The organism is Acinetobacter chengduensis (assembly GCF_003664645.1).
Lineage (GTDB): Bacteria > Pseudomonadota > Gammaproteobacteria > Pseudomonadales > Moraxellaceae > Acinetobacter > Acinetobacter chengduensis.
In genome coordinates this window covers 19487-41387 of record NZ_RCHC01000010.1, presented here as the reverse complement: position 1 = coordinate 41387, position 21901 = coordinate 19487, and the positions used below count along the sequence as shown (strand labels likewise).

The following is a 21901-nucleotide window of genomic DNA, read 5'->3' as shown; positions in this document are numbered from 1 at the left end:
GGATTCATAGCATTATGCTTTTTTCAGCATGCGGAGCATAGGTTTGATTGGGAGCTTGTCTGTTGCAAAGCCATAGACGGCAGCAAATGGCAGAGCAGTACGTGCTAAATAAGCCACACGCCATAAACCGCCATGGTTTGCACCTTCCATCATCAGTTCTAAGGGATGGTCTAATTTAAGTTCTGGGTTTGCTACCGATTCAGGATTACGAAGATCATGGATCCATAAGGCTGCCATAATGGCATTGGTGGTTTCTGGGCTAAAAGCTTCAACATCAAACAGTTCAGCACCATTAAAGGCTGCTTTTAAAAGCGGATTTTTTGTGACTGAATGCGTGGTTGTGGACGGTGCAATATTAATGCTGACACGCTGACCATTATGTCGCGCTAAAGTAGCACGCCACTGTTGAATACGTTTTGCGAGGGCATAATTGGGCCCTTGTTCAACTACCAAGCAATCCGCAATACCATAAGATTTCCCATTATTTGAAGGGATCAAATCATGCAAATTCTTTTGGAAAAAATGCTGACGGCTCAGGGCTGAAATACCTTTGCTCATCCATTGCTGCTTTGGGGATCGTTGCGCGAATTTAAGTTCTGAGGCTTCAACCACTTCCTTGGGTACAGCATACACATCGGTTGGTGTGCACATGTACATCAGGCTGGTATCCGGCTTTTTCGCGCTGACATATTGCATAATGGCATCCATTGCCATAGAGACGCGAACGTGTTTTTCACCATCTAAATAGGCAATAGCGGCTAAGTCTAATTGATGTTGACTTTGCGCTAGCCAATGGGCAATTTCAGGCGTTTGTGTCAGTAAATTCGCACCCAATTTCTCTTTGAGTTCTGCTTCGGTTGAATCTTCAGACAGTGCTTCTATACATGGTGCATACAGCGTCGCATTACCATGTTTTATAGTGTCTAATATTTTGCTCCAAATGCGAGTATTGGGTAGATCGACCGCGGCTATATTGGCTTTCCATTTAGATAACCAAGTCAGTGGGCCGGCCTCAGAAGCTGCACCAAATAGCACAATAGTACGGTCAGACAAATCAAACCACTCTGGGTGGGCAACACAGGCGCGTAAGGCATCTGCATGGCTCGGTTCCACAATACCTGCATCTTGCCAAGTTTGAAGCTGAGCCAAGAGTGTATCACCTTGCAATTTTTGTCCTTTATAGGGCACATACCACTCAGGTGCAGCTTCACTTTCACCTTTTAATTGAATGGTATGTAAGGGCTGGGTCGCTAATGACATTACATCGATGAATAAGTGCTTTTGCCCATCTCTATAAAATTCAAAGCTATGATGTGCTTTATTTAAACCAGAAGTAGCAATATCTAATGGTGCTTGGTCATTCAAAATGCCATGTTGTACCAAAGCTTTGAAATATTTTGGATATTGTTTGCGCCAGTTTTTCTCTTGCATGGCTTGTACAGATAAGTTGTGATCAACTGAGGCCAATGCTTCTGCAATAATTTCACGCCCCACTTTGGATGTGCTGGGCTTTTGCTGTGAAGCAGTAGTTGGAAATTGAAGGCCTTCTAAAGAACTAGACATGCAAAATATCTCACCTGACATGGTCATTAATATACATTTGTATACATTATCTATGCCAAATTAGATTCGGTGTTGGCATAAAGTGCCAATGTTTTGTATAAAAATATTTCTAGATATTTCATGAAAAAAGGGAAGCTTATGCTTCCCTTTGTATTTTAATATTTTTTAAATATTTAAGGCTGAATGGCTTGTTTCAACTCTTTAAGCATCGCAATGGTATTGTCTAAGCCTGCACCTGTTAAATACCAAGAATCCGCATTCACATTAATTACACGATTATTTTTTACAGCATTGGCTTGGCTCAAAATAGCGTGAGTTTTAATACTGTCTTTAGCTGTGTACTGCTGTGTATTTACTGCACCGCGGTCTAGTAAAATAATGTAATCAGGCTGAGTTTCGACTGCTTTTTTCAGCAGTTGTGCATTCTTTTCTGCCAAAGCCTGTGCTTCTGCAGAGCCAGCTTCAGGGCGTGGTGCATCAGATTTTTCACTGAGCGGAAGTACAGATTTAAAACCTGTTAAATCGTATACAAAGCCAAAACGGTCATTGGTTGCATGCAACATGTAGTTGTCTTTATTTACAAAGAGCATTAACGCAGATTTAGATTGTGTTAAAGTTTTTAATTCTGCCTGTAACTTTTTAATTTCTGCTAATTTTTCGTTTGCAATTTTTTCGCGTTTAAAAGCATGCGCAAGTAGGTGAGTACGTTGTTCTAAGTCAGCTACATAATGTTCAGTTTGTGTTGATAAATTAACAGTAGGTGCAAGCTGCTGTAATTGACTTTGCGCTTTTGCTGAACGTCCGCCCACAAAAATAAGATCAGGCTTAGCGACTTTCAGTTTTTCTACATCAGGTTCAAATAAAGAGCCAGCTTTAATAAATTGAGTGTTTTTATATTTTGCTAAATCACCGCTGAAGCTGGTTTCGGGAACAATTTTTGCCTCTATGCCTAAAGCATTGAGTGTATCGAGTATTGAAAGGTCATATACCGCAATATTTTGAGGTGTTTTTTTGAGTTCGATCGCATTCTGTTCTGGTGCTTTTAATACGAATGGTGCAGCGAGTGCCAAGCTAGATACAGTAGATGTGAGTGTTAATAAAACAGCGCACAATAATGATTTTTTCATAATCCTCTCAAATATTTCCCTAAAAAATTCCAGCGAATATAACAGAATGATTCTTAAATGAAAATAATTAACATTTCTATTATTACTTGTAGTTGTGTATTGCTCCTTTCAATTCAAATTTTATTGGTTACGAAAATTGGCTGAAATGACATCAAAAAAATAATAAAGTGTGATTTGCATCACAAAATAAAAGGAGTAAATTAAATCATCAAATAAGAATTTGTTCTTAGGGGAAAGTTATGAGTGATTTAAATCGCGTTTATCTATTTAGTGCGCATAAATCTAATTTCTCTTCAGCAGTATTTTCTACTTATCTGCAAGCCAAAGACTGGATTGAGAGTCACCATTTAAGCGGTATTTTAATTGAGTATCCATTAGATCAGAGTTGCTATGACTGGGCAATTAACGAAGGTCATTTTAAAGAAAAAACACCAATTGACCGTGCACCTGTATTCATTGCCAAATTTGTGTCTGCATATCAGCGCAACTGGCATTTTGAGCATGGTGATCTTTTGGTCCACACAGATGTTTAATCCTTCTTGCGTAGAAGCGATTAATACCAATCACTAGCCAGTGAACTAAAAAGGGATTCTGTATCAGAATCCCTTTTTTATGGTTGAAATATTTAATTCTACTCAATCACTGTAATCGACTCAGGTATTAAAATGGCAATTGCATGAGCTGGTTAAAGAAGTGGGGCAGTACACGTGGTTCAATGATAATGGTCATGATGACCCCGTAGGCTGCACCCCACAAATGTGCGCTGTGGTTAATATTACTATTACCACGTTTGCCCGACCAAATACTATAAGCCACATAAAGCACCGCAAAGATAATCGCAGGTACAGGAATAAAAAATACAAAAATCAGCTTCCAAGGCTGAAATAAAATATAGGCAAATAAGACTGCTGAAACTGCTCCTGAAGCACCTAAACTGGCCCAGCGGTGGTCATTTTTATGTTGAAGATAACTTGGAATAATGGCAGCAATTAACCCGCCGATATAAAACAGAACAAAGCCCATTTCAAATAAGTATTGACGATAGAACTGCTCGATAATACTGCCAAAGAAAAATAAGGTAATCATGTTAAATAATAGATGAGCACCATCGGCATGAATGAAGCCGTGCGTCACGAAGCGGTCATATTGGCTTTGCTTAATTGCAGGTGGCCAAAAAATCAGACGGTTCATGATTTTTTCGTTTTGAAAGGCAAGAAATGAAACAACCACGGTAATTAAAATAATGGTGACCGTGTGGTTAAAAGGTAAGTCCAGCATAGGGTTCTGTTCTATATTTTGACTATTTAAGATTCATCATGCCATTAAACGGGTGTTTAGAGTGAACTTTCAATATAATTCCGACAATTTTAGTTGATTTTTTTCTACTGAACCGCATCTTCAGTTAAAATAGATAATTCAGCATGAGGAAATATTGTTATGTCGACTGAGAACACCAGCACTGTAGTTGCAGAAGAGATTCCAAATTTATTAATTACGCCCAATGCACAAGAGTATTTAAAAGACTTATTGGCGAAACAAAATACGCCAGGTATTGCGGTACGTGTTTTTGTGGAAAATGCTGGAACACCGCGTGCTGAGTGCTGTATGGCATATAGTGCGCCAGAAGAAATTGTGCCTACAGACTACAAGCAAGATTATCCAGACTTTGTGGCTTATGTTGATACCCCATCTATTCCATATTTGTTAGATGCTGTTATTGATTATAATAAAGACCGTTTTGGTGGTCAGCTGACTTTTCGTGCGCCAAACTCTAAAGTGCCACGTGTAGGTCCAGATGCTTCTGTAGAAGAACGTATTACTTATGTTTTACAGTCAGAAATTAACCCTGGCCTTGCAGGTCATGGTGGTAACTGTGCTTTGGTTGAAGTGGTTGAAGATGAAGAACATGGTTTAACCGCTGTTCTTAAATTTGGTGGTGGTTGCCAAGGTTGTTCATCTATCGATTTAACCTTAAAACAAGGTGTAGAAACGACTTTAAAACAGCACGTACCAGAACTTTCGCGTGTGGTTGACCAAACGGATCACAGCAACACTGAAGGTGCTTATTTTAAATAAGTACTAAAAAATGTAGAAAATAGTCTCAATTTGAGACTATTTTTTTGTTTATTTTTCGCCATTCAACTAAAAAACTGCCTGATTTTTCCAATAATAAGCTTTTGTCAGGATTACAGTCTCTAGATTATATGCGCTAGGCATATCCTATTTTCTTTCAATAAATTGATTATCTTGATGTTGAGTTATTAGATAAATATTTTTAATAATAATGAGAATAGTTATTAATTATAATTGCATTACGTTTGTTTTTTGTTACACTTAGCCCCGAAAATCAAAGACCATCCATAGATAGTAAATAGAGCATACGAGTATGAATAAGCCGTTGATTCGTTCAACTTTAGCATTTGCAGTTGCATCAGCCTTAACTGCCCAGCTTCAAGCTAATGAACAAAATGTTGCGTCTCAAGATAATGTGACAAAACTTGAAACGATTGTTGTAACAACTGCGGGTGGTTTTGAGCAGAATATTGCTGATGCACCTGCTTCAATTTCAGTGATTACTGGTGAAGAATTACAAAAAAAATCATATACCGATGTCATTGATGCTGTGAAAAATATGCCTGGGGTTTCGGTACAAGGTGGCGGTAATAATAAAGAAATTACGATCCGTGGTATGGGTGCAAGTTATACCAAGTATTTGGTCAATGGACGTCCTGTTAGTGCAGGCAGAACAGTCAATGGTAATGGTACAGATGGTGGTAAAATAGGTGCATATTTACCTCCAATCGACATGATTGAGCGTATTGAAGTAGTACGTGGACCAATGTCTTCATTGTACGGTTCAGATGCAATGGGCGGTGTAATCAATATTATTACCAAAAAAGCATCATCTAGCGATTGGCATGGCAGCATTTCACCAGAATATACAAAATCAGATAATGATTATGCCAATGACAGTTACGGTGTTGGTTTTTATGCGACAGGCCCGTTAATTAAAGACAAATTATCTTTGAGCTTGGACGGTAATTTTCAAGGCAACGATGAAAGTGACTATGTAGGCGGTGAAGGACAAAAATCAGGTTCAAGCGAATCGGAGAAAAAAGTCAGAAAATTCGGCACTGAGTTGGTGTGGAGTGTAGATGAAAATAATGACATCGGCTTACGCTATGATTTTAGTGGTCAGCAATACACCACAACTTTAGGTAAGAGTGTTGGTACTGCCGCAGAAGCGTCAACCAACGAAAATGAAAAAGAAATGTATACCTTAACCCATAAGGCAAATTACGATACATTTATCCTTGATTCATATTTCCAAGATGAAAAAACCAAAAAAGTTTATAGCGGTGCAGTTGCAGATCGTAAAGAAGAAGATTTAAAAGTATTCAATACACAAGGTACATTCTTCTTGGGTGACCATACGCTAACTGTTGGTGGTCAATATCAACAAGAAGAAATTACAGATACGACTAATGGTTTAGCAAGTGTTACGGGTGTGACTTCACTTGAACGTTGGTTATTTGCATTGTATGCAGAAAATGAGTGGAACATTACCGATGCTTTTGCTTTAACTGTAGGTGCTCGATTCAATAAAGATCAATACTTTGGTGGTGAAATTACCCCACGTATTTATGGTGTTTACCATTTGACTGATGCTTTAACTTTAAAAGGTGGTGTGAGTACAGGTTATAAGCAACCAACAATTAGCCAAATTTCGGAAGGTTTTGGTAGCCGTACGGGTAAAGGTAGTGGTGTGATTATTGGTAACCCGAACTTGTCTCCAGAAAAAAGTACAAGCTATGAGTTAGGCTTTAACTTTTCAGATCCAGCATTGGGCTTAAGCACGAGCTTAATGGTATTTAAATCAGACTTTAAAGACAAAATTGTTGAAGACCGTTTATGTGAAACACAAGGAACAACAAACAGCTCGCCTGTAGAAGACTGGAAATGTGAAGCGAACGGCAAACCTTACCGTTTTGTCAGCCAAATGATGAACGTTTCTGATGCTGAAATGAAAGGCGTTGAATTTACATTAGATTATGACCTAATGGACAATTTAAGCGCGAGCACAAGCTATACCTATACAAAATCTGAGCAAAAAAGCGGTGAGTTTGCAGGTCAGCCGTTAAATAAAATGCCAAAACACATGCTTAACGTTGGTCTCGACTATGATATTTCAGATCGTTGGAATACATGGATGGATTATAACTACCGTGGTAAAACCAGTGATTACTTAAGCCGTACTTCAATGAGTACAGGTACACCAGCTTACGGTACATTTGATGCAGGTGCTGTATATAAAGCAAGTGAAAAGCTAAGCTTGACGGCTGGGGTTTATAACCTCGCTAATAAAGAAATTACCAACAGCGAATACGATATTGTGTTGGATGGTCGACGTTATACAGTGGGTATGAACATTAAATTCTAAGCTATAGCTCATAAAAAAAGCCACATTTTGTGGCTTTTTTTATCGCTCATAGAGCCGTCATGATCATCAATATTTTTGCTACAAACTTTATTTTGTAATATTTAAAATATCTAAAGTAGAATCTTGATAATAAAAGTGTTCTAAATAGTGGCGCGAACGTTCACGTAACCAGCCAGAGCCAATCATTTGCTGTATAACAGGTTGTAGCAACGCGCTCAATTGATTTTGAATCAATGCCTCATCAATATTTAAATCACGTAGTAATAAGTCAAAAGGACGTTCAGCATTGCGAATATACCAAGCATAGACACCATCATGGACTTGTTGCTTTAAATATTCACTTTGACGAATAAAATCCCAAATTTCAGCGCCCATGCCGACAGTTGCTGGCAGGTCTTGCACTTCAATATAATTTTTCAGCACAGACACTGGCATTGCTTTGATTTTATGCCATAGATTGGCTTGGAAGTGATATAGCTTATGATCATCAAAGTGTTGGTTTAATACGGTTTCACTCATTTGACTGAGCTTTAAAATATTTTTTTGCAAATACTTACTTACCGCATCATCTAAATTAGTATCGGTCACATTTTCCAATACAGATTTGCCCATTTTCATAAAGCGCGATACACCCGGTACGCTTTTTGCCAGTACAGAGTTATCTAAATAATCTTGAATCGAGTGCTGAATGAGTTGGCTAATCATGGCTGAAAAAGCAGGATTATTGACCATGGTTTTGATTAGGCGTTGGCGGTGTCCGCTTTTACTTGCAATGTATTGCGCAATTTTATCGACTGTTAGTACAGGCACAATATCGGCAATTTGAGTGCTGTCATTAATCGGATGCACCAATGCGAATTTAATATGTTCTGCAATTTGTTCAATCAAAAAACTAGACGCAGGCGTCTGTAGGATTTGCTTTTCAATGAGGCTATGAATTTGCTCAAAAGACCACAGTTGCTGCAGAGCTTGCTTGCGAAACCATTGGTAAAAATGAACAAACTCAGTATCGACAGTAATGTTTTGGCTAAAAGTGTGATCTAAGAAATTAAGTTGAGCTTCAATGAGCTGCTCAATCATAGGGTGCTTTTGCATACTGTCTAGGTGTACCTAATTTAAAGGAATGAGTTTATCCGTAAGGGGATTGACGAATTTTTGGCTTTTGGCCAGAAATGGTAAATAGTGATTTGCCACTTCTTGTTCGGCTTCTATGATGGGCATGTGACCGACGTTATTAAGAATGACAGGAGCTTCCGCGCGTTTCAATAAAGATTTTAATTCATTTGCTGCTTCAACATTAATAATCTTATCTTGCTTGCCCCATAAAATTAAAGTGGGAGCCTCAACATTACGCGCCAATCGAGCAAAACTGTCTGGGGTATAAATACGATTAAGTGTAATAATTTGCTCAATCATTTTTTGTGTTTGATACGACTGGGCAATCAGGACTTTTTCTTGAGCTTGTTTCAGTTTAAAAGGGATGCTAGGTGGTTGTTGCATCAGTTGGTGACTCACTTCATCTAAATCACCAGGTTTGCTCACAATCAAATTTTTAAGAAAATATGGGTCTTTGCTATAAATGGTATTGGCTTTTTTATAAATTCCAGCACTATTGACCAAAAATAGGCTTTGCGTATCGAAGGGGAACTGCGAAGCATATAAGGTTGCAATTGAACCACCCAATGAATGACCTGCAATATTTAGCTTATCTTCTACATCAATTTTAACGACAAATTGACGCAGTTGCTCGGTTACATTGGGAACAGAAATATCAAAATCGGAAGGAACTTGCGTTTCACCATTGGTAGGCAAGTCTGGAATAATCACATGATAATAAGGCGTAAGATAATGCGCTACACGGTTCCAGTTATCGCGGTTACCCGCAAGACCATGAATCAATAGAATAGAGGGAGAGCTTCTAGAGCCACCTTCGTTATAACTCCATTTTACATTGCCGACTTGAATACTTTTAGATACCAATCCAGCCGCTTTGCGCTGTTGGCTTAAATAGTCTTGTAAAATATAAGGCGTGGAAAATGTAGATGTTGGTTGCTGAACTTGAGCGCTCAATCCAGATACACTTGTGGTACATGCTAAACAGAAGCCAGCAAGCTGTAGGATCTTTTGTGCAGACAAATGCAATCCTTTCATTGACATTTACCCCTTAAAAATAGGCTAAAAATTATTATCGTGATTCGTAGATCAATTTATTGCTTGCAAAAGAATGCTTTAATTGAAATGACTTATTCTTCCATTTTAATGTAAATGCATTATAAGTCACGATTTTGTTGTGAACGTAGCGTGAAAAACCAAGTCTAAAATGTGATCTGTTTAAATAAAAGAAGAATTTTATGGGTAAGTGAAGCATTCTTGTATTGGGCAAAGTTAGATTTATTTTGGTATTTCTCAGAATATCTGAAAAATTTAAGCCCAGAACGGAGTGATGAGTTTAAATTGGTATAGTGATTGCATAGATGATTTAAATGCCAGTCTGTTTGCTCGAAAAGATACAAAATTTAAATAAGTGACAAATGTAACAAAATATTATAAAAAAATTACGCACTATTGCTTTTTGCAAGTGACATTCAAAACAGGCAAGCATAAAATATATTAACTTCAAATCAGGGTAGAAGAACATGCTAACAGCAGAAGAAGCTTTAGAACGTTTAAAAAAGGGTAATGAACGTTTTGTCAGTGGTCAAACACAACACCTTAAGCTTTTGACGCATCAAGAGCGTGCAGCTATGGCAGAAAGCCAAGAGCCGTTTGCAATTATTTTGGGCTGTTCAGATTCACGTGTACCTGCCGAAATGGTTTTTGACCAAGGTTTAGGTGATTTGTTTGTTATTCGTGTTGCAGGGAATATTGTTGCCCCATCTCAGGTGGGCAGTGTGGAATTTGCAGCAGATAGCTTTGGGTGTCCATTAGTGATTGTCTTGGGTCATACGCACTGTGGCGCCATTCACTCAACGATTGAAGCATTAATGAATCCAGCCACACCACCTTCAGCGAACTTAATGTCGATTGTGAACCGCGTACGCCCATCTGTAGAAATTTTGCTACAAACTGAATTAAAAGATGATTTAGATAAATTGTCTGTGCATGCAGTACGTTCAAACGTATTTGCTTCAGTGAATCAATTACGTCATGGCTCTGCGGTATTAGAAAGCTTAATTGCTCAGGGCAAATTAAAAGTAGTGGGTGCAGAATATTCACTTGAAACAGGCAAAGTAAGTTTCTATGACTTTTAACCGTTGATTGTTTCTGCATAAAAAAAGGCGCTTTTATAAGCGCCTTTTTTTATGCCTAATGCTTTTTTATAAATGACGCTGAATAGAAGGATAGGCGTTATTCAGTAGAATCGGCTGTGCTTTGGCATTCGGATGAATTTGGTCGCTTTGGATCAAGTTTTTATTGCCCGCAACGCCTTCTAAAAAGAAAGGCAATAGTGGAATTTTGTATTGTTGGCTCACAGTTTTATAGTTGTTTTCAAAGGCTTTGCTATAGGCTGTCCCGTAGTTAGGCGGAATTTTCATACCAAATAACACCACTTTGGCTTTGGCTTGCTGACTCTTTTGAACCAATTGCGCTAAATTTTTTTCAATCATTTTTGGTGGTTGCCCACGCAGCCCATCATTGCCCCCTAATTCAATCACCACGAGGTCTGGGCGGTGGGTTTGCAATAGTTTTGGCAAACGTGCTAAAGCACCGCTGGTGGTTTCACCACTCACACTTGCATTGACCACTTTGTGTTGTTTCGGATACTGTTGGTCTAAGCGTTTTTGTAGCAAATTTACCCAACCTTGCTGTGTGGTTATGCCGTAGCCTGCACTTAAACTATCACCCACAATCATAATGGTTTTGGCCTGTACGTACACAGGAAGCATACTTAAACTGAGCAATAGTACGCATGGTACACAGCTAATTTTAACTTTACATTTTTGTACACGTTTTAGCATATAAGTCCGCATATTAGGAAAATTATGAGCCAATCTTCGACTGATAAATCCATCATGCCACAGGTAATTATTTCTGCCCAGCAACTGACACAAAAGATAAAACTTGCCGATAAAGAATTATGTATTTTTGAAAATTTGAATTTAGACATTTATGCAGGTGAGCAGGTTGCCATTACAGGACGTTCTGGTTCTGGTAAGTCGACGTTGTTGGGAATTTTAGCTACATTAGATCAGGCCAGCTCTGGTCATTTGCAGGTTTGTGGTGAAGCGATAGAAACACTCAATGAAGAACAACGCGCCATGATTCGCCTCAAGAATGTTGGTTTTGTTTTTCAGTCTTTTCAGCTTTTGCCACATTTAACAGCCTTAGAAAATGTAATGTTGCCTTTGCGTTTAGATGCCAAATTTCACTATGCAACAGCCGAGAAAAAAGCTCTCGCTTTGTTAGAACGTCTGGGATTGGCACGCCAAGTTTCTCAAACACCGAAGGTTTTATCTGGTGGGGAACAACAACGCGTTGCCATTGCTCGAGCACTGATTCGTCAGCCCAAAATTATCTTTGCAGATGAACCAACGGGAAATTTGGATGGGGCAACTGCCAAAGAAATTGAGCAATTGCTATTTAGCCTAAATCGTGAATTTGGAACGACATTGGTATTGGTCACTCATGATCAGCAGTTAGCAAAACAGTGCCAGCGTCATTTTGAGTTACATGATGGCTTGTTGATTGAGCACTCGCAAGGGGACTAAAGATGAATGCATTATTTAGTCCTTTATTGAGACAGAGCTTTCAAACCACTGGGGTGTATTTACTCATTATTGCCTTAACTTTGGCCATTAGTGCTACGACGGCACTTAAGTTTAGCAATGAGCAAATACAACATGCGGTGGCTTTGCAAGCTGCTGAAATGCTGGCAGGTGATTTGGTGCTGAATGATACTCAGCCAATACCCCCCAACTGGCGGGAGCAAGCAAAGCAGTTGGGCTTAAAGCAGTCTGAAGTAACAGTTTTTAGTTCAATGGCTCATACAGATGAGCAGTTTGTGATGGTGAATGTCAAAGCCATACAAGCGAACTTTCCACTGCGTGGTGAACTTAGGATTGAGCCTAAGGTTCAGAAATTGCAGTCGGGTGAAGTTTGGTTAAGTCAACGTGCCATGGACTTGCTTAAGGTTCGGGTGGGGGATCGTGTTGATATTGCAGATGGTGAATTTCGAGTCACGGGCAAAATTGTGCATGATTCGAATCAGGAATTAGGCTTTAGTGGTTTTTCACCAACGGTGATGATTGCACAGCAAGATATCGCTAAAACTAATGCCATTCAAACGGGCAGTCGTATTGATTATCGGGTGTTATTGGCTGGTGAGTCTAAGGCCATACAGCAATATGAACAGGACTTTAAACAATTTAAAAATCAGCAAAAGCCTCAATCTGCACAAGTCGCACAAGCTGAAGATGAACAGCAAGCCGGACTTCGCTTAAGAAATGCCAGTGAAGGCAATACACGCTTAATGAAGTCCATTGCAAATTTAGATACATTTTTACAACTGGCCAATATTTTAACTATTTTGCTATGTGGTATTGCAATTGCCCTAAGTAGCCAGCGTTATATATTGCAAAATCAAGATCATATTGCTTTGTTGCGTTGTATGGGGGCTTCAAAGCTTCAGATTTTTAAAACCTACCTATTATTGTTGTTGGTCGTTTTTGCTCTGGCCATGTGCTTTGGTACTAGTGTTGGTGTCGCGCTGGGCTATGGCTTATTGCAACTGATGATGCAGTTGATACCACAATTAAGTGTTCCTTTCTCTGCCTTTGCTATGCTTTCGGGGCCATTGCCAATTGCCTTAGTCACCAGCGCCACAGTATTGTTGGGTTTTGTGTTACCTCAACTTTGGCAATTGCTTAATACACCACCTATACGCGTGATTCGCCAGCAAGAAAAGTCCGTGCAGTCAATGCTTTGGGTGCTTATCTCTGGCGTACTGAGTTTAATGATTTTTAGTGTAATTTTGACTGAAAATATTGTACTTAGCGCATGGGTGATGGGCGCGATTTTAGGGCTATGCGCTGTGCTATATAGCTTGATTTGGCTATTACTCAAACTGATTCGACAGCTCAAAAATGGGGTGTCCGCATACGTCCGAACGCCGTATCAGACCGCATTCCAAATTACCGCCTTGGCGCTGGGGCTGAGTTTAATTACGGTACTGGCGGTATTGCGAACAGATTTACTTGAGCGCTGGCAACAGCAATTGCCAGAAGGTACGCCTAACCAATTTGTATATGGTTTACCTCCGTTTGAGAAAGATGCATTTCAGCAACAGCTGGACCAACATGGCTGGAAGGGCACACCACTATACCCAAATGTGCGCGGGCGCTTGGTGGCTAAAAATGATCAACCTTTTGCGACTCAATTGGTACAACACAATAATTCATTGCGCCGTGAGCTGAATTTGACTCAAGCCAAGACATTTCCAAGTGATAACATTATTGTGAGTGGTGCGACGCAATTTAGCCAATCTCATCAAGTGTCTGTGGAAGCAAAAACGGCGACTGAGCTTGGCATTCAAATTGGTGATCGACTCACTTTTAGCTTACCTGAAGGTGTTTTACAGGCGACAGTGATTAACTTGCGAAGCGTGGAATGGGAGAGTTTTAGTCCGAACTTCTTTTTTATTTTTTCGCCAAAAACGATGGATGAAAATGCGGGAAGTTATTTGGCGAGCTTTTATGTGCCACCCGAACAAAAGCATCTATTGATTGACATAATTCAGCAGTTCTCCAATACAGTATTTATCGATGTCAGTTTGGTACTCGATGAAGTAAAGCGCATTGTCGGTTTGTTGGTTCAAATTATAAGTATCTTGGCCATGCTCGTTGCACTGTCAGGCATATTGGTTCTGATTGCCTGCTTAAATTTATTGATGGATGAACGTAAGCGTGAAGTGGCATTGTTACGTTCATTTGGTAGCTCTAAACAAAAACTGAAACGCATGCTGAGCTTAGAAATAGGCTTTATGGGCTTTATTGCGGGTGTGGTTTCATGCTTTTTTGCCGAAGTTATTAGTGCGATTGCCAGTTATAAAATGGAGCTGGTAGTACAAGCTCATTGGGAAATTTGGTGGATTTTACCGCTGTGTATGACGTTATTATGTATGCTGATTGGACGCTATCGATTGAGCTATTTAAGTGACATCCCACCTTTAAAAAGCTTAAGAGAGTTGAATTAATAGCAGTGCTAAGTAGTTGAGTTTAAGCTCATCAAAATGAAGCCCAAGTGAGTGATCACTTGGGCTTCATTTTTGAAAATATGCTTTTGACAGAGATAGGGTTTTAAGCCTGTGGCTGTTGTAAAGATTGCGTCATCCATTGCACCAGCTCATGCCAAAACGGCGCAATTGCCGCCACTTTGATCAGGCAGTACTGATAAACCGCCCAACAAATGATGGCTCCTGCAATCAGTGCAATCCATTGAATTAGGCGAGGGCGTTGGATTTTTTCACCCCAATACCATGCTAGCGCTAAAAAGCCACCCATCAACATGCCACCAATATGCGCTGCATTATTAATCCCACTAATGCTAAAACCCATGGCTAAGTTAATGCCCATCACCATGAGCAAGGTTTTTTTATCCAATAAAAAACGCTGATGAGGCAAGTTTGGAAATAGTGAAATTACAGTCAGAGTAGCACCTAAGCCCATGACTGCACCTGATGCACCAGCACCGACACTTGGCATTAAGCTTGCGTTGGCCGTGCCTATTTGTAAAAGTTCATAAGAGTCACGGATTGTGACATAGCCACTGAGCAAAGAGCCACTTAAACCAGCCAATAGATACAAGCCAATATAATAAGCGCGCCCTAACATTTGTTCTGCAATATTGCCGAAGATATATAAAGCCCACATATTGAGGGCGAGGTGAATCAGGCCAAAATGAAAAAACATGCTGGTAAATAAGCGGATGGGTTCCTCTAAATAACTTAAAGGTGCATAATCAGCACCCCAACGAATAGCGTCCGCTGTACTTGGGCTCGTAATGTTCATGCCATGTAAAACTTGCCAAGCAAATAAACAGACATTGATGGCAATCAGCAGAGCAGTAAACCACCATAATTGCAGGTCGGTTTTGTTGCGATGGATTTTAGGAGGCGCGTATTCAGGCATGCTATTCTTTTGCTGTGATTATTCGTTTAAAAATAAGCTTAACACGAAAATAGTGAGATTCAGGAGCAACAAACTGACATGAAAGCCTTTATTGTCCGATCTTTGTTAATTCTAGTCAGTGTGGTGCTCCTCATTCAGCTTTGGATTTTCTCAAGTTTAGTTTGGTGGCGTACCAATCCAGTTGACACTACCATGATGATGCGTTTGGATTATTGGTCTAGCACATCTAAACCTATTCAGCACGAATGGCGTGACTATGATCAGATCAGTGATTATATGAAACACGCAGTTGTAGCGGCAGAAGATGGTAAATTTTTACAGCATAATGGTTTTGATTGGGCGGGCATGCAATTTGCCATGGAACGCAATAAGGACAAAGGAAAGGTCGTTGCTGGTGGTTCAACCATTTCACAGCAATTGGCGAAAAATCTATTTTTATATAATAAACGCTCTTTTATTCGTAAAGGCCAAGAAGCTGTCGCAACATGGATGATGGAACGCATGTGGTCAAAAGAGCGTATTTTAGAAGTGTACTTAAACTCGGTTGAGTTTGGGGATCATATTTATGGGGTAGAAGCGGCCACGCAGCATTACTTTGGTAAAAGCTCACGGAGTTTAAGTCGCGAACAAGCAGCATTTTTAGCGGCCATCTTGCCCAATCCTAAATATTATCAAGATCACCGCGATGACCGTAAATTGAAATATCGCAAAGGGCTGATTTTGAAATATATGCGTTATAGTCATATTCCTTAATGGATTAAAAAATGAAAAAAAAGCTGAGTAAAATCGGCTTTTTTTATGAAATTGTCACAAATTTGAAGCATACTAAATTACAGCCAGTGAATTAAGCATTTGAGTAGGGCAGATATGAATACGGCAGCGGATACAGGACTTGTAAAACCTGAATATACTTATAACGATCGCTACATTAACCGTGAGCTGTCAATTCTAGATTTTCATTTGCGCGTCTTGGAACAAGCCGTCGATCCATTGCATCCTTTATTGGAACGAATGAACTTTTTGTTGATCTTTTCACGCAATTTGGATGAGTTTTTTGAAATCCGTGTTGCAGGCATGATGGAACAATTAGACCTAGGCAACGAGAGCCATACGCCGGATGGATTGACACCCAAACAAGTGCTCGATCAAATTTCTGTGACTGCACATGCTGCTATTGAACGCCAATACCGTATTTTAAATGAAGAAATTTTGCCTAAACTACGTGAAGAAGATATTTGCTTCTTGCGCCGTGGTGAGCTGACACCTGCACAATCTGCATGGGTGAAAAAGTATTTCCAAGAGCAAGTTGCACCAGTCCTTACGCCAATTAGCCTTGACCCTGCGCATCCGTTTCCACGCTTAGTCAACAAAAGCTTAAACTTTATTGTGACCTTGGAAGGCAAAGATGCCTTTGGCCGTCAAATTGATTTAGCTGTTGTGCCAGCGCCACGTTCATTGCCACGCGTAGTTCGTTTACCTGATGAATTGACAGGTGGTAAAGAACATCATGTGATGTTATCTGCAATTATTCATGAGCATGTATCTGATTTATTCCCAGGGATGACGGCAACAGGTTGTTATCAATTCCGTGTGACACGAAATGCGGACTTAGCTTTAAATGAAGATGTCGAAGATTTAGCAAAAGCTTTAAAAGGCGAGCTTTCTTCGCGTCGTTTTGGTCGTGCTGTTCGCTTAGAAGTGACTGAAAACTGCCCAGAACATATTTATAACTATTTGTTAGACGAATTTGATTTAGATAACGAACAGCTGTACAAAGTGGATGGTCCAGTCAACTTAGCACGTTTGCTATCGAACTTTAAACGTCCGCATTTACGCTATGAGTCACATACACCTATTATTCCAAAGGTGCTGAAAAAATCTGAAAATATTTTCAGTGCGATGCAAAAGCAAGATATTCTGCTCCATCATCCATTTGAATCTTTTGCACCTGTCATTAATTTGCTCCGTGAAGCTGCGCGTGATCCGCAAGTACTGGCAATCAAACAGACGCTATATCGCAGTGGCGCAGACTCGGAAATTGTACAAGTGCTGGCTGAAGCGGCACGTAATGGTAAAGAAGTCACAGCGGTGATTGAGCTACGTGCACGTTTTGATGAAGAGTCGAATATTGCTGTTGCTAATGTATTGCAAGAAGCTGGCGCTGTCGTGGTGTATGGCATCGTGGGCTATAAAACGCATGCCAAAATGATTTTAGTGGTACGCCGCGAAAATAATAAACTAGTGCGTTATGTACATTTGGGTACGGGTAACTACCATGCAGGAAATGCACGTATTTATACCGATTATGGCTTACTTACTACCGATAAAGAGCTCTGTGAAGATGTTCATCGTATTTTCCAAGAACTGACCGGTATGGGCAAAATGGCGAAGCTGAAAAAGCTATTACATGCGCCATTTACCTTACATGCTCAATTGGTTAATTTTATTGATGATGAAATTGCCAATGCAAAAGCAGGTAAACCTGCCCAAATTATTGTCAAAGTGAATGCGCTGACTGAAGTACAGTTAATCAATAAGTTATATGAAGCGTCTCAAGCTGGTGTGCAAATTGATTTGATTATTCGTTCGATCTGTTGCTTACGTCCAGGCTTGCCGGGCTTGTCGGAAAATATTCGTGTACGTTCGATTGTAGGACGCTTTTTAGAACATACGCGGGTTTACTATTTTAGCAACAATGGCGATGCGCGTATTTACGCATCGAGTGCAGATTGGATGGATCGTAACTTATTCAATCGCGTGGAAGCTTGTTTCCCAATTGAAGATCCAGCCTTGAAAAAACGAATCTATCAGCAAGGTTTGTTGAACTATTTAAAAGAGAACCAACAAGCATGGTTATTGCAAGGCAATGGTGAGTGGGTGCGTGTACAGGCCAATGAAACGGAAACCTTGCACAATGCACAGCGTGAGCTTTTAAACGCGATTAAGTAAATGCGATTAAATCATTGTTAAGTGGTTTGAATAGATCAGCCTGATGCTTTGCATCAGGCTTTTTTATGCAGTGTATTTAAATTTGAACACTAAAAGCCATTGAGATCCAAACAAAGGCTAGTATTGGATTTTATTAATCATGTAAAGCAACCTTACGCAAGATTTGTTTAACCAAATTACTCACTTGTACTGTTGAAAGTTGGAGGAGCATTGCAGTTTGTTCAAGCGTCTGTGCATGCGCAAACTGTTGCAAAATTTGAATTTCAATAGGTGAATATGGAATGGGGGAAACAGCAAGAGCTGTTGAGTGTGTATGCGCGATTTGAGCAGGCGATGTTAAATGGGCATTTAACAGATAATTTGCCAGTTGAGGATGTAAAATTGCGCCTCCACGTAAAATAATACGAATATGCTCAGCAAGTTGTTCAGCTTCGCTACTATTGAGCAAATATGTATGTGCACCTGACTTGAGTGCTATCAAAATATCTTCGCATTCAAGAGATGAATGTAAGCTAATGAGATGCGCTTCAGGATGGATTTTTTGTGTAGATTGTAAAAAAACTAAATCATCAAAGTCTTCGACAGCACATAAAATTAAGTTAGGTAAATGCTGTTCAATGAACTGAGTCGCCTGACTTAAATCTGAAGTGTGCAAAATAACATCTTCAGGATATCCGAAGTTCACCAGTATTTCATGTATGTGCGTATGCGGTATATTCGAGTATTGATGAATAATCAATACAGGGACCGGTAAACTTAGAATTGAAACCATTAAATCGCTCTAAATAAAATACTCGTGAATTAAAATTTGTATTTCAATATTTTTATATTGACCTACTGTGCCCTAAAAATAATGCTTCGCATATACCTAGAAATGGTGATTTTTAAGGTGAGTTATATTTAAGTACTTGTTGAATAATTGGTATTTTTAATTTTTAAAGTTATGTTAATATTGTTTTAAAATCTTTTTCTTTATGTGAATAATATCTATTACGGTTATTTTTATGTTAATTTTCATTATAAAATAATATCGGTATTTAGATTTTTATGACTCTAAAAGTTATACATTAATTTAATATATAGAGGTATATTAAATTTCTATGTTTGCTTTAACCCAATTGAAGTTGGAGTGAATGCCGAGGGTTAAATGATGGAGAGAAAATTTAACGTTTGGAATAATTTCTAAAAATGAAAAGTGTGATGTTTGTCACTAAAAATAGGCCATCTTGATGATATTTGAAGAAAAAATTATCAATAAAACAATATTTCTTTGCAAAAATACCCAAAAATAGGGATAGTCAATCACGCCGTCTGAACTTAAGATAAACACATCTTCAAACTGATCTGGCTAGTGAGAAGATTTCTAAAGGAAGTAAATGAGATTTCATTTACGTCTTACCTTATTTAGGGCAACCGTTTTGGTTTGCCCTTTTTTCTTTTCTACTATTATGCAAATGAAATACAGCTCCTATCCCGAGTACTTCATTGGATAAATCATATATTGAATACCGAAGGATCAGCGTGATCTAAAATTGGATTATGACGTTCAACTACTCATTAGCTTGGTCATAAAGATTGGGTCAAAATTTTAAGCAATAAAATCTATGTCACGATAAGCGAAATTGAATGTCTTTTGCATTCATGTTTATCTGTATGGCCGAGTGTGGGACTTAGTCAAAACTGATTTAGTATCTTTAAATGCTAATCTAAGAATATAAAAAACCTGAGTGTATAGCACCTTTACTGTTGACAGGGGAAGGGCTATACGGCTCAGGTCTTTAATAACTTGAACGAAAGTTTAAAGCTAAACTCAGTGTAAGTTATTCGTAATCTTTTGCAAAATTTGAAGTAGCACATCAAACTCGCTTTGTAGTGGTGTACTTTTACGGGTCACTAAAGCCAAAGTACGGCTTGGGCCAGCTTCAATTGGTTTGATAACCAAATCTGGGTTGGCTTTAATCATATTGGTGTGAAGCGCAATTTCTGGCAACAAGGTGAAACCAAGATTTGCAGAGACCATTTCAACCAAAGTTGGCAATGAGCTTGCTTTTAAGCGATGGTCATTTTTACGTTCGCCAATTGGGCATGCACTGAGTGCATGATCACGTAGGCAGTGGCCTTCTTCTAAAAGCATTAAGCGAGAAAGGTCTAAGTTATCTAAAGAGGTCGCATGCGCAGCATTTTGATCTGCTTTATGGTAAACCAAATATAGATTTTCTTTCGCAATTTCGGCAACTTTTAAGCTACGTGTGTCAAAAGGTAGAGCAAGAACAACCATATCGAGGTTGCCGTGTTCTAAGCGTTCAACAATTTTTTCACTTTGTGCTTCATGCAAGTGCAATTGGATTTTAGGCAATTGCTTGTGCACTTCATCCAGCAATTGAGCAAGAATGAAAGGTGCAATCGTTGGAATAATCCCAAGGTGCAGATCACCAGTAAGCGGTTCGCTCATTTCACGGCTTAAACGCATTAAGTCTTGTGCATCAGCCAATAAAACACGCGCGCGACCAACAACTTGTTCACCAAGTGGCGTTAAACGTACATTTTGGCGGTCACGTTCTACCAGAACACCACCAAGTAGGCGCTCTAGTTCCATGATACCCCCAGAAAGGGTAGACTGTGTGACGAACGAACGGCGCGCAGCCTCTGTAAAATGTAGCGTTTCTGACAGCGTTACAAGATATGATAGCTGTCTTAGAGATGGTAATGCAGCCATAGTGTCCTAGTGTTTATGATTTAAAGTGATCAGCAAATAACCCGCTAAGATATGGAATAAAATGCGGTGGGATATCATGCCCCATTCCATCAATTAATTCAAATTTTGCGCCAGAAATTGCTTTAGCAACTGCCTTACCATGGCTAGGGGGTAACAAGCGATCTTTAGAGCCATGAACCACCAGCGTCTTGTGATCGATCTGTTGATCTAGTTTAAGCAAGGAGCCTGTACATAATATTGCTAAAAACTGTTGAAGTACACCCGCAGGATAATAACTTCGTTGATATAACTTACGAGCGGTCTGAATTGCTTCTAAATGATTCACAAATCCAGGGGAGCCAATAATTTTAAAAACTTTTAGACTGTGATTCACAATGCCTTCTTCATCCGAAGATTCGGGCTTGCCAATTAAGCTAAATAGTTGCTTTGGAAAGGGTGGTGGTAATAAAGGCTGGTTATTACTGGTAAACATCAGGCCAAGTTTTTGTACTTTATCTGGATGTTGCGCCGCTAAAATTTGCGCAATCATGCCCCCCATAGATGCACCAATAACATGAACTTTATCTAAGCCTAAGCGTTCAATTAATAAGGCAGCATCATTGGCCATGTCATATAAATTATAAGGTGAGCCTTGGTTGTTTAAACCCAGTGCAAATCGCCCCATCAGTTTGAGTGTATTTAAACGTGGACCTTTATGACGAACTTTTGAGGAAAGTCCAATATCACGATTATCATAGCGAATAATACGGTAGCCTTGATCAATCAGCGATTTGCAGAAAAAATCGGGCCAATACAACATTTGTGCGCCCAAACCCATAATTAATAATAGTGTGGGGTGTTCAGGATTGCCTCCAACCTCGACATGTAATTCAATGCCATTGCCCAAGTCCACTTTTGTTTCATGCATAAATGGCGTGTAAGGCGAGGGTTGGTATTGCAGGGCACTATTCATTTTTATTTTCCTGAAAAACTGAACGCT

Annotated in this window: 18 protein-coding genes; 8 read left to right on the top strand and 10 right to left on the bottom strand. The window is 39.4% G+C overall.

All coding sequences use genetic code 11. The features are described from left to right. Window positions 1–12 precede the first annotated feature (12 nt). Window positions 13–1563: a hypothetical protein gene (locus tag D9K81_RS10315; RefSeq protein WP_120375175.1), complete on the bottom strand. Its 1551-nt coding sequence runs from the start codon at window positions 1561–1563 to the stop codon at window positions 13–15. A 173-nt stretch (window positions 1564–1736) separates the two neighbouring features. Further along, window positions 1737–2690, bottom strand: a complete 954-nt coding sequence (locus tag D9K81_RS10310) for an ABC transporter substrate-binding protein (RefSeq protein WP_120375176.1) — start codon at window positions 2688–2690, stop codon at window positions 1737–1739. Window positions 2691–2929: 239 nt separating this feature from the next. Between D9K81_RS10310 and D9K81_RS10305 the strand changes: the two genes are divergently transcribed. After that, the gene (locus D9K81_RS10305) at window positions 2930–3223 is read left to right on the top strand and encodes a DUF7710 domain-containing protein (protein ID WP_120375177.1); all 294 of its coding nucleotides are present in this window, start codon (window positions 2930–2932) and stop codon (window positions 3221–3223) included. Between the two features lie 127 nt (window positions 3224–3350). On the opposite strand, the gene D9K81_RS10300 is transcribed toward D9K81_RS10305, so the two are convergent. Further along, entirely contained in the window at window positions 3351–3968 is a 618-nt protein-coding gene (locus D9K81_RS10300) for a rhomboid family intramembrane serine protease (RefSeq protein ID WP_120375178.1), read from the bottom strand. A 159-nt stretch (window positions 3969–4127) separates the two neighbouring features. On the opposite strand from D9K81_RS10300, the gene nfuA reads away from it, so the two are divergent. Together nfuA and D9K81_RS10290 are read left to right on the top strand one after the other, a co-directional pair. After that, window positions 4128–4766: a Fe-S biogenesis protein NfuA gene (gene nfuA / locus D9K81_RS10295; protein ID WP_120375179.1), complete on the top strand. Its 639-nt coding sequence runs from the start codon at window positions 4128–4130 to the stop codon at window positions 4764–4766. A gap of 310 nt (window positions 4767–5076) precedes the next feature. Further along, window positions 5077–7131: a TonB-dependent receptor domain-containing protein gene (locus tag D9K81_RS10290; protein WP_120375180.1), complete on the top strand. Its 2055-nt coding sequence runs from the start codon at window positions 5077–5079 to the stop codon at window positions 7129–7131. 87 nt (window positions 7132–7218) lie between these two features. On the opposite strand, the gene D9K81_RS10285 is transcribed toward D9K81_RS10290, so the two are convergent. Both D9K81_RS10285 and D9K81_RS10280 read right to left on the bottom strand, forming a co-directional pair. Continuing rightward, a complete protein-coding gene (locus D9K81_RS10285; protein WP_120375181.1) occupies window positions 7219–8226 on the bottom strand; it encodes a hypothetical protein in 1008 nt (335 codons plus the stop codon). Between the two features lie 15 nt (window positions 8227–8241). Further along, on the bottom strand, window positions 8242–9282 hold the full coding sequence (locus tag D9K81_RS10280; RefSeq protein ID WP_120375182.1) for an alpha/beta fold hydrolase: 1041 nt from the start codon (window positions 9280–9282) through the stop codon (window positions 8242–8244). A gap of 485 nt (window positions 9283–9767) precedes the next feature. Here D9K81_RS10280 and D9K81_RS10275 point away from each other — a divergent pair, with 485 nt between their 5' ends. After that, on the top strand, window positions 9768–10382 hold the full coding sequence (locus tag D9K81_RS10275; protein ID WP_117007665.1) for a carbonic anhydrase: 615 nt from the start codon (window positions 9768–9770) through the stop codon (window positions 10380–10382). 66 nt (window positions 10383–10448) lie between these two features. Here D9K81_RS10275 and D9K81_RS10270 read toward each other — a convergent pair whose 3' ends face one another. After that, entirely contained in the window at window positions 10449–11090 is a 642-nt protein-coding gene (locus D9K81_RS10270) for an arylesterase (protein WP_120375183.1), read from the bottom strand. A gap of 24 nt (window positions 11091–11114) precedes the next feature. Here D9K81_RS10270 and D9K81_RS10265 point away from each other — a divergent pair, with 24 nt between their 5' ends. Together D9K81_RS10265 and D9K81_RS10260 are read left to right on the top strand one after the other, a co-directional pair. Then, a complete protein-coding gene (locus D9K81_RS10265; RefSeq protein WP_120375184.1) occupies window positions 11115–11840 on the top strand; it encodes an ABC transporter ATP-binding protein in 726 nt (241 codons plus the stop codon). Window positions 11841–11842: 2 nt separating this feature from the next. After that, entirely contained in the window at window positions 11843–14323 is a 2481-nt protein-coding gene (locus D9K81_RS10260) for an ABC transporter permease (RefSeq protein ID WP_120375185.1), read from the top strand. Window positions 14324–14426: 103 nt separating this feature from the next. Here D9K81_RS10260 and D9K81_RS10255 read toward each other — a convergent pair whose 3' ends face one another. Continuing rightward, entirely contained in the window at window positions 14427–15257 is an 831-nt protein-coding gene (locus D9K81_RS10255) for a rhomboid family intramembrane serine protease (protein WP_120375186.1), read from the bottom strand. A 78-nt stretch (window positions 15258–15335) separates the two neighbouring features. Here D9K81_RS10255 and mtgA point away from each other — a divergent pair, with 78 nt between their 5' ends. Both mtgA and ppk1 read left to right on the top strand, forming a co-directional pair. After that, window positions 15336–16010: a monofunctional biosynthetic peptidoglycan transglycosylase gene (gene mtgA, locus D9K81_RS10250; protein WP_120375187.1), complete on the top strand. Its 675-nt coding sequence runs from the start codon at window positions 15336–15338 to the stop codon at window positions 16008–16010. A 114-nt stretch (window positions 16011–16124) separates the two neighbouring features. Continuing rightward, window positions 16125–18206: a polyphosphate kinase 1 gene (ppk1, locus tag D9K81_RS10245; protein ID WP_120375188.1), complete on the top strand. Its 2082-nt coding sequence runs from the start codon at window positions 16125–16127 to the stop codon at window positions 18204–18206. A gap of 133 nt (window positions 18207–18339) precedes the next feature. Here the strand turns inward: ppk1 and D9K81_RS10240 are convergent, their stop codons facing one another. The 3 genes from D9K81_RS10240 to estB form a co-directional block, all read right to left on the bottom strand. Further along, window positions 18340–18978, bottom strand: a complete 639-nt coding sequence (locus D9K81_RS10240; protein ID WP_121523270.1) for a transcriptional regulator — start codon at window positions 18976–18978, stop codon at window positions 18340–18342. A 1038-nt stretch (window positions 18979–20016) separates the two neighbouring features. Further along, window positions 20017–20922, bottom strand: a complete 906-nt coding sequence (gene oxyR / locus D9K81_RS10235) for a LysR family transcriptional regulator OxyR (protein WP_120375190.1) — start codon at window positions 20920–20922, stop codon at window positions 20017–20019. A gap of 13 nt (window positions 20923–20935) precedes the next feature. Next, the gene (gene estB / locus D9K81_RS10230) at window positions 20936–21874 is read right to left on the bottom strand and encodes an esterase EstB (RefSeq protein WP_120375191.1); all 939 of its coding nucleotides are present in this window, start codon (window positions 21872–21874) and stop codon (window positions 20936–20938) included. Window positions 21875–21901 lie beyond the last annotated feature (27 nt).

Coding starts and splice junctions, on each gene's coding strand:
- D9K81_RS10315 (WP_120375175.1), bottom strand. CDS start 1,563: ATGTCTAGTTCTTTAGAAGGCCTTCAATTTCCAACTACTGCTTCACAG.
- D9K81_RS10310 (WP_120375176.1), bottom strand. CDS start 2,690: ATGAAAAAATCATTATTGTGCGCTGTTTTATTAACACTCACATCTACT.
- D9K81_RS10305 (WP_120375177.1), top strand. CDS start 2,930: ATGAGTGATTTAAATCGCGTTTATCTATTTAGTGCGCATAAATCTAAT.
- D9K81_RS10300 (WP_120375178.1), bottom strand. CDS start 3,968: ATGCTGGACTTACCTTTTAACCACACGGTCACCATTATTTTAATTACC.
- nfuA (WP_120375179.1), top strand. CDS start 4,128: ATGTCGACTGAGAACACCAGCACTGTAGTTGCAGAAGAGATTCCAAAT.
- D9K81_RS10290 (WP_120375180.1), top strand. CDS start 5,077: ATGAATAAGCCGTTGATTCGTTCAACTTTAGCATTTGCAGTTGCATCA.
- D9K81_RS10285 (WP_120375181.1), bottom strand. CDS start 8,226: ATGCAAAAGCACCCTATGATTGAGCAGCTCATTGAAGCTCAACTTAAT.
- D9K81_RS10280 (WP_120375182.1), bottom strand. CDS start 9,282: ATGAAAGGATTGCATTTGTCTGCACAAAAGATCCTACAGCTTGCTGGC.
- D9K81_RS10275 (WP_117007665.1), top strand. CDS start 9,768: ATGCTAACAGCAGAAGAAGCTTTAGAACGTTTAAAAAAGGGTAATGAA.
- D9K81_RS10270 (WP_120375183.1), bottom strand. CDS start 11,090: ATGCTAAAACGTGTACAAAAATGTAAAGTTAAAATTAGCTGTGTACCA.
- D9K81_RS10265 (WP_120375184.1), top strand. CDS start 11,115: ATGAGCCAATCTTCGACTGATAAATCCATCATGCCACAGGTAATTATT.
- D9K81_RS10260 (WP_120375185.1), top strand. CDS start 11,843: ATGAATGCATTATTTAGTCCTTTATTGAGACAGAGCTTTCAAACCACT.
- D9K81_RS10255 (WP_120375186.1), bottom strand. CDS start 15,257: ATGCCTGAATACGCGCCTCCTAAAATCCATCGCAACAAAACCGACCTG.
- mtgA (WP_120375187.1), top strand. CDS start 15,336: ATGAAAGCCTTTATTGTCCGATCTTTGTTAATTCTAGTCAGTGTGGTG.
- ppk1 (WP_120375188.1), top strand. CDS start 16,125: ATGAATACGGCAGCGGATACAGGACTTGTAAAACCTGAATATACTTAT.
- D9K81_RS10240 (WP_121523270.1), bottom strand. CDS start 18,978: ATGGTTTCAATTCTAAGTTTACCGGTCCCTGTATTGATTATTCATCAA.
- oxyR (WP_120375190.1), bottom strand. CDS start 20,922: ATGGCTGCATTACCATCTCTAAGACAGCTATCATATCTTGTAACGCTG.
- estB (WP_120375191.1), bottom strand. CDS start 21,874: ATGAATAGTGCCCTGCAATACCAACCCTCGCCTTACACGCCATTTATG.